At 38.3% G+C, this 14642-nt stretch carries 13 protein-coding genes; all 13 read right to left on the minus strand.

The features are described from left to right. Positions 1-210 precede the first annotated feature (210 nt). Entirely contained in the window at positions 211-1368 is a 1158-nt protein-coding gene (gene ftsZ, locus JNUCC51_RS06830) for a cell division protein FtsZ (protein WP_337991366.1), read from the minus strand. A 53-nt stretch (positions 1369-1421) separates the two neighbouring features. Beyond that, on the minus strand, positions 1422-2705 hold the full coding sequence (gene ftsA / locus JNUCC51_RS06835) for a cell division protein FtsA (protein ID WP_337991367.1): 1284 nt from the start codon (positions 2703-2705) through the stop codon (positions 1422-1424). A 95-nt stretch (positions 2706-2800) separates the two neighbouring features. Next, entirely contained in the window at positions 2801-3172 is a 372-nt protein-coding gene (locus tag JNUCC51_RS06840) for a small basic family protein (protein WP_337991368.1), read from the minus strand. 3 nt (positions 3173-3175) lie between these two features. Next, a complete protein-coding gene (locus JNUCC51_RS06845) occupies positions 3176-3895 on the minus strand; it encodes a DUF881 domain-containing protein (RefSeq protein WP_337991369.1) in 720 nt (239 codons plus the stop codon). Between the two features lie 122 nt (positions 3896-4017). Then, positions 4018-4743 (minus strand): DUF881 domain-containing protein, encoded by a 726-nt coding sequence (locus tag JNUCC51_RS06850; RefSeq protein WP_337991370.1) that lies wholly within the window; start codon positions 4741-4743, stop codon positions 4018-4020. Beyond that, a complete protein-coding gene (locus tag JNUCC51_RS06855) occupies positions 4724-5539 on the minus strand; it encodes a cell division protein FtsQ/DivIB (RefSeq protein WP_337991371.1) in 816 nt (271 codons plus the stop codon). Before JNUCC51_RS06855 ends, JNUCC51_RS06850 begins: the two co-directional genes overlap by 20 nt. Before the next feature lie 21 nt (positions 5540-5560). Beyond that, positions 5561-6640, minus strand: coding sequence for an FtsW/RodA/SpoVE family cell cycle protein (locus tag JNUCC51_RS06860; RefSeq protein ID WP_337991372.1), 1080 nt, complete (start codon positions 6638-6640; stop codon positions 5561-5563). Positions 6641-6680: 40 nt separating this feature from the next. Next, complete coding sequence (gene murD, locus JNUCC51_RS06865; RefSeq protein WP_328010718.1) at positions 6681-8030, minus strand: UDP-N-acetylmuramoyl-L-alanine--D-glutamate ligase; 1350 nt, start codon at positions 8028-8030, stop codon at positions 6681-6683. Then, complete coding sequence (gene mraY, locus JNUCC51_RS06870) at positions 8027-9001, minus strand: phospho-N-acetylmuramoyl-pentapeptide-transferase (RefSeq protein ID WP_100544031.1); 975 nt, start codon at positions 8999-9001, stop codon at positions 8027-8029. Before mraY ends, murD begins: the two co-directional genes overlap by 4 nt. A 125-nt stretch (positions 9002-9126) precedes the next feature. Continuing rightward, positions 9127-11043, minus strand: coding sequence for a stage V sporulation protein D (locus JNUCC51_RS06875; RefSeq protein ID WP_337991373.1), 1917 nt, complete (start codon positions 11041-11043; stop codon positions 9127-9129). 47 nt (positions 11044-11090) lie between these two features. Then, entirely contained in the window at positions 11091-13295 is a 2205-nt protein-coding gene (locus JNUCC51_RS06880; protein WP_337991374.1) for a penicillin-binding protein, read from the minus strand. Beyond that, a complete protein-coding gene (gene ftsL2, locus JNUCC51_RS06885) occupies positions 13292-13660 on the minus strand; it encodes a cell division protein FtsL (protein WP_337991375.1) in 369 nt (122 codons plus the stop codon). Before ftsL2 ends, JNUCC51_RS06880 begins: the two co-directional genes overlap by 4 nt. Next, positions 13661-14611 (minus strand): 16S rRNA (cytosine(1402)-N(4))-methyltransferase RsmH, encoded by a 951-nt coding sequence (rsmH, locus tag JNUCC51_RS06890; protein WP_337991376.1) that lies wholly within the window; start codon positions 14609-14611, stop codon positions 13661-13663. Between the last annotated feature and the right edge of the window lie 31 nt (positions 14612-14642).

Consider the following 14642-nt stretch of genomic DNA (forward strand, 5'->3'; position numbering starts at 1 on the left):
TTTTATTAAAATGTTTTGACAAAATACATCTTTTCCTTACACATTTGAACATAATAAATTTTTAAGACGTTGAAAATGGTCAAGGGTAAATCAATGAAAATCCTCATATAAAGCGCTACAACATTCATAAAGTAATAGTTTTTCTACAACATAAAAAGCTCGTATTTCACATAATGTAAAATACGAGCTTTCTAGAAGGTTGGATGCTGATTATCCGCGATTTTTACGGTTACGTAAAAATGCTGGTACCTCAAGCATGTCATCCTGTACATAATTTTGTTGATTTTGACGTGGTTGTTCTTGTTGTACATGCACATCTTGACGTTGCTCACGAATCGGAGCTTGCTGTTGCTGTGCAGCTTGTCTATTTGTATTTAACGTTGGTCGTGTAGCATTACGTTGTTGCTGTAAAGCTTCCTCTGAGAAACCAGTCGCAATTACAGTAACAATAATTTCATCTTTTAGATTTTCGTTAATAACAGAACCGAATATCATATTTACTTCTTCATCTGAAGCTGATGCTACAATATCTGCAGCCTCTTGTACTTCAAAAAGGCTAAGGTTTGAGCCACCAGTAATATTCATAAGGACACCTTTAGCGCCATCAATTGATGATTCAAGTAAAGGACTTGAAATAGCTTTCTTAGCTGCTTCTGCTGCACGGTTTTCACCTGTAGCAATACCGATACCCATTAACGCTGAACCTTTGTTAGACATAATTGTTTTTACGTCTGCAAAGTCTAAGTTAATAAGACCTGGCGTTGCAATTAAATCTGAAATACCTTGTACACCTTGTCGTAAAACATTATCTGCTTCACGGAATGCTTCTAGCATTGGCGTAGATTTATCGACAATTTGTAATAGCTTGTCGTTTGGAATGACGATTAAAGTATCAACAGACTCCTTCATGCCACCAATACCACCGATAGCTTGTGTTTGTCGTTTGCGACCTTCAAACGTAAATGGACGCGTTACAACACCCACTGTAAGAGCTCCTAAATCACGAGCAATTTGCGCGATTACTGGTGCTGCACCAGTACCAGTGCCTCCGCCCATTCCAGCTGTAACGAATACCATATCTGCACCACGTAGAACCTCTTCTAATTGTTCACGGCTCTCTTCTGCAGCTTTTTTCCCTACTTCAGGATTTGCACCTGCACCTAATCCACGTGTAAGTTTTGTACCAATTTGTAGCTTTATTTCTGCTTTCGATAAATTTAACGCCTGTGCATCCGTGTTTACTGCGATAAAGTCAACACCTTGTACACCATGTTCTATCATTCGATTGACAGCGTTGTTACCGCCGCCACCAACACCAATGACTTTTATTACTGCAAGTTGATCAACACTTGTATCAAATTCTAACATTTCTTTTTCCTCCCACGGTAACTCGACTCTGTATCATTCATTACGCATTCAAGTTAATCAAAAAATTTATCAAATAATTTTTTTGCTCTTCCGATTACGCTTCCTTTTGATTCTGAAGGTGCCGCATATTCTTGCTTTTTAGGCGAGGCTGCAGGAGATCCTACAGCTGCATATTCAATAGGCTGCGTATTAGTGCTTTTTCCATAAAAATCATCTTCTAAATAGGCGTAACGAATAAGTCCAACTGCCGTCGTAAATGAAGGCTCTCTAACGCCAATATAGTCAGGTGTATATATTCTAACACGTGTTTGCAGAATCTGGCGTGCCAGTTGAGCAATACCCTCTAGCTTTGCAACGCCTCCTGTCAAAACAACACCGCCTGGTAAATCTCTAACACCTAGACGGGCTAACTCGTCGATGACTAACTCAAATAATTCTTCCAAACGAGCGCCAATTATTTCTGATATAAAGCGCTGGCTGTATTGATCTGTTGAATCTGTCCCTACAACTGGTACTTCGAAGAGTTCATCATCTGATGCGTCATCATAAAAGGCATGTCCAAATTGATGTTTAATTTGTTCTGCCTGTTCTGTTGGTGTTTTTAAAACGATTGAAATATCTTTAGTGATATGATCGCCACCAACTGGAATGACACCCGTATGTGTTAGCATTCCCTCTTCGAATACTGTGATAGTAGTTGAACCGCCTCCTAAATCGATGAAAGCGGTACCTTGGTTTTTTTCATCCTCTGTTAATGCAAAAAAACCTGCTGCTAATGGTTGTAAATAGATTTCTCGAATACTTAGACCTGCACGTTCTACACAGCGTAAAACATTGTGTAAAAGTGTTTTGGAAGTTGTAATCATTGTGGCATCCATTTCTAAACGAATACCAATCATACCTCGTGGATCTTTGATTTCATCTAAATTATCAACAATAAATTGTCTTGGAATAATATTTACTAATTCTCGTTCAGGTGGTATTGACATGACTTGTGCAGATTCTACCACTCTATCTAAATCATCATCTGTAATTTCTCTATTTTCACTGTTTACAGCGACAACACCTTTAACTAGCTGTAACATCGTCTGGTTAGCAGGAACACCTAAAACGACTTCATTAATTTGATATCCTGTCATTCGTTCAGCTTGATCTATTGCTTTTCGAATCGATTGAACTGTTGCATCAATATCAACAATTGCACCTTTTCGAACTCCATTCGATTTTACATTTCCGACTCCAATTACATGTAATTGGCCGTCGCTCATTTCGCCTATTAATACCTTGATAGAGGATGATCCTATATCAAGAGAAATATATAAATCTTGCTGATTCAATTAGCTGCACCTCCTTGAAAAAATGCTCTTATTCTCATTCTATTGTAAATTCGGCATAATGTCTAAGCAAATCGAGTATTTTGCCCAATTTTCTCTCATTCTATGGAATTTTTGTTCCTTTCGCGACGTTTCTCATCTAACCGAGTTAGTATAATACGCCTAATTATTGCTATATTTTGGAACAAACGTACTCCGAAAGCGAAAATGGCTGCTAAATACAAATCTATCCCTAAATACACACCTAAAAAGGCTAAACCTGCTGCCAAAGCTATATTAAAAAAGAATCCTGAAACAAATACTTTATCATCATATACTTGCTGTAATTGAGCACGAATTCCGCCAAATAATGTATCTAAAGCTGCTAAAACAGCTATTGACAGATAATTTTCATATATAGAGGGTATTTGTATATTTGTTAACAAGCCAAGGGCAAGTCCAAATACCAAACCTAAAAATGGTAGCCACATATATTATTCTCCTTTTTCCACCTCTGTTAAATAATCATTTGTCAATGGCTGATCAAATGCTGGGATTGTTAAATGCTCAGTTGGTTCCTCTATTATTAAATTATAGTTATCCAAATAAAAGGAATCGATAAATGTAGATGCTTGTAACGAGTTGTACATTTTTTGAGCTTCTTTATAAGAGCTTGTCCCAACATAAATTTCAAAGGGTGGTGAGGACAGTGGTACACTGTTCACTGTAGTCTTTCCATTTATGTCTCGAATAGCTGTTGTCTGAACAACGCGATTTCCATCTAAAGAGACACTCGCTGCATTGTTTTTAAACAAAGCATTTAGTAATTGGGTTAGTAAATCAGGCGAAATTTCTTTGATTTCATACCCCATTTCAACTAATTCAGGTGCTGGTTCAACTCGAAGTATAACTCCTGGACCTGTAACTTCCGTTAGCCCGGCCTGTAGTTTTAAACGATTCAACGTTTCATTTAATGCCGACTGTAAATTTGCTTTCTCAGATTGCTCATAGCGACCCACTACTTCATTAAGTGAGCGAATTTCTGCTAATAATGCGGAATGCCTTTGCTTCTCTTCTGCTAATTCCTCTCTTATGGCCCAAATATCTCGTGTATCTCGCTCAGCTGGTTGCTTTATGGTATTGTATTGTACCGCTATCATCAAACCGATAATAAATAGCACGATCGTTATTCGGGTAAACATATTTTTTTTCAAAATAGCCCCTCCTAGACGTATCGTAACCCCTCACAGATTTACGCCTTAAATATATGCTAATATCTATAAGCTACCTAGAGGCTATAACCAAATTTAATCTGTAAATATTAACAAGAAATCGTTTAACTTTCTACTTTCGCTTTTGGCATTGTAAGCTTTTGATCTTCTTCTAATGATACAACAATATTGTCGTTTAATAATTGATCCACAACGCCACCATTTAAGTTTAAGGCAGCTATTAATGTTGCTGAATCCCCTACAGCTTCGACGACGAATGGAGCTGGATGTTGCTTACCATCAATAGTGATGACTGGTCCATTACAGCGTATATAAGAATTCGCCAAAACACGTTGACCATTAATAGCAATTGCTTGCGCACCAGAAATTTTAAGCTCATTGAGTAATTTAAAAATATGGCTTTCATGCACAATATAATCATTAGGATTAGCGGATTTCGGATCGTAATCACCATCTTGAAGGGTAATACGTATCCCTTTTCCTTCTGCATTTAAATCGCCTAACAATAAGCGTAAATCCTCTGCCTCTTCAACAAGCTTTGTATAATCCTTTTTGCTACCGACAAATGATTTTTCATACTTGCGAATTTTTTCTTGCAAAGCATTTGCCTCTTCTGATAATTCTTTATTGCGCTCTTGCTGCGCAATTAACTCCTCACGATAAGAATCCTCTTGCTCTAAAAGCTCTTTATTAGTCGAACCTGCATCTCGATTATCTTTTGCCTGGTTGTAGGAATAGCCAATGATAAACCCCATAGTCACACAAACAATAAGCAACTGAAATTGTTTTCTTGAAAGAAAATTTTCTTTGCTATTCTTTTTGTTCATCATTTTTCACTTCCTGGTTGGCCGCATCTTGATCTAAATCAATATTTGCTTGGTTGTACTCATTATTGAAAGGACGATAATACGAACCGACCTCTAAGTCGATAACCCCCTTCTCCAAATTTGGAATTTGTGCTACAAGTGAGGGGTAATGATTTAGCTTCTCGGCTAAGGTTTGAATAACAGCCCGAACTTCATAGCCGTCGTTCATATAGAGCCTGATTGCATTAGGATTTGTCTCATTACTGTTTGTATTGACTTGAGAAATTAATGCTAATACTTCAGGGTTTAATTTTGCCAATTGCTTAACAAGCTTCTTAATTGTCTTTTCGCCAGTTATGCCGATAAATACAGGTGCATCAATCGGGATATCATCCCCAGCTTGTTCAAAGCGCTTGCCATTTTCAAGCAATGGATAATAAGTACCGTCACCAGCTAAGTACGCAACCTTTTTCCATTCTTCAATTTCTATTGTCACGCCTTGAGGCCAATTACGTTTAACATTTGCTTCTTTCACCCATTTATCCTTTAGCAATAATTTCTCTACATCTTCTGATTTAAATCCCCACATCGACTTTCCAGCTGCAAGAGTACTTGCCTTCAAATAATATTGATCTTCTGCTAATCGAGCACCGTTGACTGTTATGTTGTTGATTTTACTGTAAGGAGATTGAAAATAAAGGAGTACTGCTAACACAATAAAGAAAAGTAATATTAGCACTATAAATTTGCGATTTGTACGCTTTTTTCGTCGCTTTTTAAGCGTAGGTATGCGATCTTCTATGTCGATTACTTTCTCCAAAAAAGTACTCCTCCTTTATATTTATTTCGCTAATTGATAAATAATACCTATTATTAGCCACATTGTTACTAAAGATGTTCCTCCATAGCTAATAAAAGGTAATGTGACACCTGTTACAGGAACTAAGCCAATCACTACTGCTATATTTAGAAACGCTTGTACAGTTAGCATTGTTACAAGTCCAATGATCGCATAATATGATGTTCTCGTTTTTGCTCGCACTGCAAATTTATAGCCTGCATAAATCGCCAGTACGAAAAGTGCTAAAATAACAAGTCCACCAAGCAATCCAACCTCTTCAAGAATTATTGCGTAAATAAAGTCATTTTGTGGTTCAGGTAAATATAAAAACTTTTGCCTACTTTGTCCAAAACCATGCCCGAAAATCCCAGCAGGACCAATAGCCATTAACGATTGCACAGCCTGAAACCCACTACCTAAAGGATCAACCCACGGATCAATAAATGCCTCAATCCGCTTTAGTCGGTATGGCGCTGTGATAATCAAGCCTACTAACCCGGCAATCCCAGCAATCATAAACACCGCATAAAGCTTTAAAGGATACCCTGCCACAAAAAACAATAAAAACACAGAAACAACTAGAATAAAAACTGAACCAAAATCAGGCTGTAGCATAATAAGTACAACAGGCAATAACAAGATCAAACCATGCCGCCAATTAATGATCGACGTACCTGTTTTATGCTGCGCTAAAATATGGCTCATATATACAATGACTGTAATTTTCGTTAGCTCTGCTGGCTGAATTGTTAAAGGACCTACGCCAATCCAACTTTGAGAACCATTTCGTACAAGTCCAATTCCTGGTATAAGCACAAGGACTAGTAAAATTAACGAAAATATATAGGCCATTTTCCAAAAGGACTGCTCTTTCAAAATATTTAATCGAATAGTGATTAAAAACACTACAATGGCTACGGCAAAGTATAAACTTTGCTTCATATAAAACGGCATTTTTCCACTATAATGAACGGCACTCCAATAGGTACCTGCAGAATAGACGAAAATAATGCCGATTATAGAAAGCATCAATGTTGTGACGAGCAATAAATAGCTTTCTTTCCCTCTCAGTATTGCCATCCTTCCAAGTCAAGTATATTCTAAAATAGTTACAGACTCATTACAGCTTCATTACAGCATCAATAAAAACATCGCCTCGTATTTCAAAGCTGTCATATTGATCCCAGCTTGCACATGCTGGAGATAATAGAATAACATCGCCTTCTGCCGACATCGGCGCTGCATAATGTACTGCATCCTCAACATTTTGTGCAATGACAGTTTGTTGTACTCCACACGATTTCGCAAATTCTACAAAGCGAAGTCCTGTTTCTCCAAAGGCAACAACACCTTTTACATGGCCCATACATGGACGTAATTCTTCAAACGAATGTCCACGATCTAAACCACCTGCAAGTAAAATAACAGGTGCTTGGAATGCATCTAAAGCACTTTTTGTAGCTAAGCAGTTTGTTGCTTTTGAGTCATTGTAAATCTTGCGTCCGTTCCATTCACGCACGAACTGAGTACGGTGACGAACTCCCCCAAATTTCGCTAATACTTCTTCCATTTTAGCTTTGTCACAGCCGACTAAAATACAAGCTGCGACAGCTGCTAAAATATTTTCTAAGTTATGTTTACCAGGCAAAGCGATATTTGCTCGATCTAGATACGGCTCACCTTGCCAGTAAATTGTTGTTTCATCAGCACTAATTCCTTCATCCGTACGTCCCTTAGAACTAAATGGTACCTTTTTAGCCTTTGATTTTGTTGCATAGCCAACAACAATCGGCTGATCAGCATTATAAATAAAATAATCGCTTTCATCTTGATTACGTGTAACACCAAACTTTGCCTCTGCATAGTTGTCAAATGTTCCATGATAGTCTAGATGCGCATCATAAAGATTTGTTAATATAGCTATTTTCGGCTTAAAAGTTTCTGTACCCATTAATTGGAAAGACGATAACTCTGTAACAATTACATTATCCTTTTGTGCCTCTTTTGCAACACCACATGCAACTGTTCCTATATTCCCTGCAATTAACGGTTTTAAACCACCGTTATTCAGCATGTCGAAAATCACTGTTGTCGTAGTTGTTTTACCATTTGACCCCGTAATACCGATAAATGGAGCTTCACTAATTAAATAGGCAAGCTCAATTTCTGTCCATACAGGGATTCCACGACTTATTGCATCTGCTACTATTTTGTTGCTATAAGGAATCCCTGGATTTTTCACTACTAATTCAAAGCCTTCATCTAGTAAATCCTCTGGGTGACGGCCACAAATAACTGTAATTCCCTTTTGCAATAGACCTTGCGCATCTGGGCTTTCATCAAATGGTTTGGAATCATTGACCGTCACAAAGGCGCCAAGCTCATGTAAAATCTCAGCTGCAGCCACTCCACTTTTAGCTAAACCTAAAACAAGGACTTTTTTATGTTGTAAATCTGAAATGTTTCTCATAAGAACGCCTCCGATAAAACTGCAATCAATGCTACTGCTAAAGCAGTTGACCAAAAGACAAGTACTACCTTCCATTCTGACCAACCTGATAATTCAAAATGATGATGTATAGGACTCATTTTAAAAATACGTTTTTTACGAAGTTTGAAGCTACCTACCTGTAAAATAACGGATAATGTTTCAATAACAAAAACCAATCCAATTAATAACAGTAGGAATTCTGCTTTTTCTAAAACAGAAACCATGGCTAAAGCTCCACCTAATGCTAGTGAACCCGTATCTCCCATAAATACCTTTGCAGGATTCGCATTAAAAAGTAAAAATCCTAATAATGCACCTGTTACCGCAAATGTAAATAAGGCGATATCAGATTGATCTTGGAACAGAGCAATAACACCGAATGCAGCAAAGGCAATAGATGCAGTACCTGCCACAAGCCCATCTAGTCCATCTGTTAAGTTCACTGCATTCGAGAAGCCAACTAACCAGAAAATTAAAAAGGCTATATAGAAATTACCAAGTTCAATCGTCCAATCTGTAAATGGTATAGCAAGAGTTGTATCAAAAGATCCTACATGTAGTAAGAAATAAGCCAAGACTGCAATGACAATTTGACCGATAAGCTTTTGCAGTGATGTTAGTCCTAAATTACGTTTAAAAACAACCTTTAAGCTATCATCTAACAAACCGATTAACCCAAACCCTACTAATACCAATAACAGTACGACGGTTTGTGTTGTAAATAAATCTAAAAAGCTACCTACACCAACAGTAGTGAGGATAATGGCAAGTAAGAAAATAATGCCGCCCATTGTTGGTGTACCAGCTTTTTTCATATGGGATTGTGGTCCCTCTTCACGAATACTTTGACCGAACTTTAATCGGCGAAGAAGTGGAATACAAATTGGTGCCAGGATAACTGTTACTATAAAAGCAATAGCTAAAATGGTAAGCGTTGTTGCGAGTTTCATTGAAAAATCTCCTTTAAATCTTGTTTCACTTTCTTCTTAAAGAAAAAAGCACAAACTTTCATGTATTTATTACTACCCTTCATAATAATAGTGGTTCTTTCCCATTTTTTAAAGGTAAAGTTATATTAGTTTTCTAAATAAAGATGAATGGTGCCATCTTGTTTGATAACACTATCCACTTCAGGCAGTTGATTGCCAATTTTATTTCCTTCTCCATGCCATTCAATACGGAATGGATATTGTTGCTTGGCAATATCATCCTTCGTTTGACCAATAAAACTTGGTACCTTCACAGTGATTGGGTCACCCCAACGATAATCCTTTTCAAGCTGTTCTTTCGATTTTTCAATGCCAACAAAAGGTGCAACATCTTCAATAATTTGACCAACGATTGGAGCTGCGACCACACCGCCAAACTGCGTTGCCTTTTTCGGGTTATCTACTGCTACATAAACGACAATTTGCGGATTATCCGCAGGTGCAAAGCCAATAAACGATACGATATATTCGCCTTCTTTATAACGGCTATTCTCTACCTTTTGTGCTGTACCTGTTTTGCCGCCAATCCGTAATCCATCTCGATAAGCTTGACGCCCTGAGCCCTTCGCTACAACAGATTCTAATGCACCTCGGACCTTTGCAGACGTCTCCTCACGAATAACCTGTTTTTTAACTTCCGGTTTAGTCTCTTCTATAACTTCTCCAGAATTAGGATTAAGAATTCTCTTCACAACATATGGCGTATAAAGCTTGCCCCCATTTACTGCTGCGGCTACTGCTTGCACTTGTTGAATTGGTGTAACGGAAACACCTTGGCCAAATGAAGTTGTGGCCTGCTCAACAGGTCCAAAAGAATCTTTGGAAAATAATATCCCAGAAGCTTCGCCAGCGATATTAGACCCTGTTTTTTTACCAAAACCAAAATCTTTAACATACTGTAGTAGTTTTTCATTACCTATTCGCTGACCTAATTCAATAAAGCCTGGGTTACAAGAATTTTCTACAACTTCAAGGAAGGTTTCAGAGCCATGACCTTCACGCTTCCAACAACGCAACCTTGCTCCAGCAACCATTGAATAGCCTGGATCATAAAAAGTATCCTTCTCTAAATCCACTACATTTTCTTCTAAAGCAGCACTAAGAGTTATAATTTTGAACGTTGACCCTGGCTCATACGTCATCCAAACTGGTAAATTCCGATTGTAGATAGCAGGCTCTACCGTTTGATATGCTGCTGGATTGAAGGTAGGAAATGAAGCTAACGCTAAGATTTCGCCATTGTTTGGATTCATGGCAATCGCCATTGCTTGGTCAGCATCGTAACGCTCCATAGCCTGTGACAATTCACGTTCAACGACCTGTTGTACATCTACATCTATCGTTAGCTCAACCGTTGCACCATCTTCACCAGCCTTCCAGGCACTCTTTACGTTCGGTAAATTATTCCCTTTCGCATCTGTAAAAATCCGTATTGCCGAAGAATTAGCCTGTAACAGCTTATCGTATTCATATTCAATCCCCGCTAAACCTTGAGAATCATAGCCCGTGAAACCTAAAAAACGAGAGAGTAGGGTACCGTATGGATAATCCCTTGAATAATCGACACCACTATATAATCCTTCAATTTGCATACCTTGTAACTCCACTGCTTTTTCATAGGGAATATTTTTTCCTTCAGGTGCCAGCTTTACTAAGTATGCTTTTTTCTTCATTTTTTCCAAAAGCTTTTTCTCATCTACTTCCAAAACTTGTGCAATTTTCGCCGCTGCGCCTTCAATATCTTTACTTTGCGAAGGCATAAAATATAAAGTTGGCGCAAGCTTATTTGTGACAATATTTTTCCCCTTACGGTCAGTAATGTGCCCTCGCTCATTGGCAAAAGGAATTTCTCGGTCCCAATTCTCTTCGGCTTTCTTTGTCAGGTCCTTTTGATCTAATACTTGCAAGAAGACTAGCCTAACAATAATCGCAACAGCTACAAACATAAACAATACGTATAAAATACGCAATCGCTTTTTGGAATGGATAGAAATCCACTTCATTCGACATCACACCTTGTTTTTTACAACGTATGAAATAAAGTGGGCTTTTATTCAGTTATTTCACCCTCGGGTGGGGTCTCTACATCTTGCTTAAAGCTTTCAGCTGGCGTTTTAAGCTTCACGACAATTGGTGAACTATCTGAAATCACGGTACCTGCCGAGACACTTTGACTAGCTACAAAGCCTTCTCCTACAGCTTCAATTTCTAAATTTGCCATTGACTTAAAAGCAAGTACATTACGTAACGACCAATTTGTGAAGTCCGGCAGTGTTACATCACCCTCTGTCTTTAAAAACACGAAGTTACCTTTAACGAGTTTTTGTGGACCTTTTGGATATTGGTCAATAATTTTACCCCCACTACCAACAATCACTGGCTTTAAGCCATCATTCGCAAGCTCTACTTGTATAGCCTCAGCACTTTGACCTGTGTAATCTTGTATTGATGTATTGTCAACATGCTTTACATCTTCAGGATTAACGTTTAAATACTTTAAACTATTTAACATAACTGGGTTAAATACTTTTGAAACTGGTATAGAACCAGCATCCCCTTTTAACTTTGGCCTTTTTACTGAGACATACATAATGAGCTGAGGGTTATCAACAGGAGCCATTCCTAAGAAAGAATACAGGAATTCATTTGATCCCCATGAATATTTACCATTTCCAAGTGGAATTTGGGCAGTACCTGTTTTCCCTGCAACTTCATAATCATCAAGAACAAAGTCCGTCGCCGTACCTAGCTCAGCTGTTAACGTAGATGCAAGGATTTCTTTTACTTGTTTCGCCGTGTCAGCTGAAACTGGTTGTCCCTTAACAACCGGCTCATGCTTTTTAATCGTTTTTCCTGTCAAAGGATCAACGATACGATCTATCACATACGGTTGCATCATCTTCCCTTTATTTGCAATCGCTGTTAATGCTTGAATTAACTGAATCGGCGTTACCGTAGAACCTTGACCGAACGTTGTTGTCACTCTTTCTACTGGATAATTCGATAAAAGTGTACCTGTCGCTTCATTTGGTAAATCAATACCTGTTTTTTTACCAAACCCAAATCGATCTAAATAGTCAAAAAAGACATCCTCACCAATAAGCTTTAATAAATGCGCCATTGCAGTATTGGATGAACGTTGGAAGCCTTGTAAATAAGTAATATAACCCCAACCAACTTTATTGTAATCATTAATTACACGATCATGGACTCTGTATTGACCTGACGGATAGGTCTTATTTGGATCCCAAACCCCTGAATCAATAGCAGAAGCAAGCGTGAACGTTTTCATCGTCGAACCTGGTTCAATCGTCTCTTCAATAGCCTCATTTAGCCATTTCATATTATTGCCATCACGTGTATCAGGATTAAACGTAGGTCGCTGAGACATCGCTAGGATTTTACCAGTTTTCGGATCCGCCACAATAGCTGTCATCGATTCTGGGTTATATTCCTTTTCAACCATTGTCATCGATTCCTCTAAAAAGCTTTGAATTGTTTTATCTAGTGTTAAATAAATGTCATCACCATCTTTCGCAGGTGTCACCATTTTTTCACTATTAGGCAATAAATAACTGAAAGCATCTGTCTCATATTCAACCTTACCGTCTTTACCGGTTAGTTCTTTGTTATAAGTAAGCTCAAGACCCATCTTTCCTTTTGTCGTGAACGTACCATCCTTATTATCCTCTTTTAGTGCGAAACCAATTAAATGCGAGGCGAATATACCATTTGGATAATAACGTTTTAAATCGTTTACAAATAAAACCCCTGGTAATTTCTCTGCTTTGATTTTACTCATAGTCTCATGACTTATTCCACGACCCGCACTTCCAAATTCAACTTGATAAGGCTTTTCGCCCTTATCATTTACTCTAGTAAGCTGCTTATAGATTTTCTCTTCGTCCATTGGAATATATTCTGCTAATATTTTTGCAGTTTTTTCAGCATTTACTACATGTCGAGGTTTTTTTGCATCGGTTGTGGCTTTTTCATTGACGACTGCGATTAGTCGATAACTAAGTGTATCCTCAGCGATGACATGTCCATTTGTATCGTAAATTTTCCCACGGTTTGCTGTTATTGCACTTTCTTTGCTATATTTCGCAGCTGCTCTTGCCGCAAGCTCTTGTCCTTCCACTTCACCTGTCACCTGTAACATAAACATTCTTGAGAACAATAGAAAAAAGAGCCCTCCATAAAAAATTAATAATAGAAAGGCTCCCCATTGGAATCGAAATCTCTTTTTTTTCATTCTCCCGGCACTACCTTTACATTTTTCTCATTTTGAGTTAAACCGAGTTCTTTAGCTTTTTTCCATATGTTATCGTATGTAGAAAGTTCACTTACACGAACTGTCAAGTCAACATTCTTTTTAGTAATCTCTTCTGCTTCAGTTTCGATTTTTTGAATGTCCATGCTTGTCGTTTGAATTGCTGCTTGTTTATTCAAAACTAGTACCGATAATACAGCAACAATGCTAACTAAAACAATTAGCATTGTTTTTTCAAACTTCTGGTTCGTTTTTTTACGACGGATGATAGTGGGTTGTGGACTAGGGGGTGTTATCGGTTGTTGCACTTGTTGTTGCTGGTGCTGCCTTACACGAACTGCTGCCATTTACTCACGCCCTTTGTCGTTAATTTTCTCCACCACTCTAAGCTTTGCTGAACGAGCACGGTTGTTTACTGCTAATTCTTCATCTGATGGAAGAATCGGCTTTCTCGTGATAAGCTTTAAAGTTGGCTTCATGTGATTAGGAATCACAGGTAAATTCGGTGGTAATTCTGGTAATGATGATGCTTCTTTAAAAATAGTCTTGCATAGGCGGTCCTCCAATGAATGGAACGTAATGACACTTATGCGTCCACCTACGTTTATCATATCAATCGCATCGACTAATGAATCCTCTGCCGCGCCTAGCTCATCGTTAACAGCAATTCGTATTGCTTGGAATATGCGCTTCGCTGGATGTCCACCTTTACGGCGAGCCGCTGCTGGAATACCCTCTTTAATAAGTTCTACAAGTTGGCCGGTTGTTTCAATCGGTGCCACCTTACGTGCCTCTTCGATTTTACGAGCAACTTGCTTGGAAAATTTCTCTTCTCCATAACGGAAAAATATACGTACTAAATCTTCATATGCCCATTCATTCACAACATGAAATGCTGTAAGTGTTGCCGTTTGATCCATGCGCATATCTAAAGGTGCATCATGGTGATAACTAAAGCCACGTTCTGGTGTATCTAGCTGTGGCGAAGATACGCCTAAATCATATAAAATGCCATCTACTTGCTCAATACCGAGCGCTAATAGCTCTTCTTTTAAATAGCGGAAATTCGAATGGACAAATGTCACGCGCTCAATATATGGCGCCAATCGAATTTTTGCATTGTTAATAGCTGTCGTATCTTGATCGAAGCAAATTAAACGCCCTTTTTCAGATAATTGTTGTACTAAATATTCACTGTGTCCTGCCCCACCTAGAGTACAGTCCACATACACACCATCAGGATCGATGTTCAACCCATCAACTGTTTCTTTTAATAGCACGGTTGTATGATCGAACATACCGCTTGCTCCCTTCAGGCCTTAACTTCAT

The organism is Lysinibacillus sp. JNUCC 51 (genome assembly GCF_015999525.1).
GTDB classification, from domain to species: domain Bacteria; phylum Bacillota; class Bacilli; order Bacillales_A; family Planococcaceae; genus Lysinibacillus; species Lysinibacillus xylanilyticus.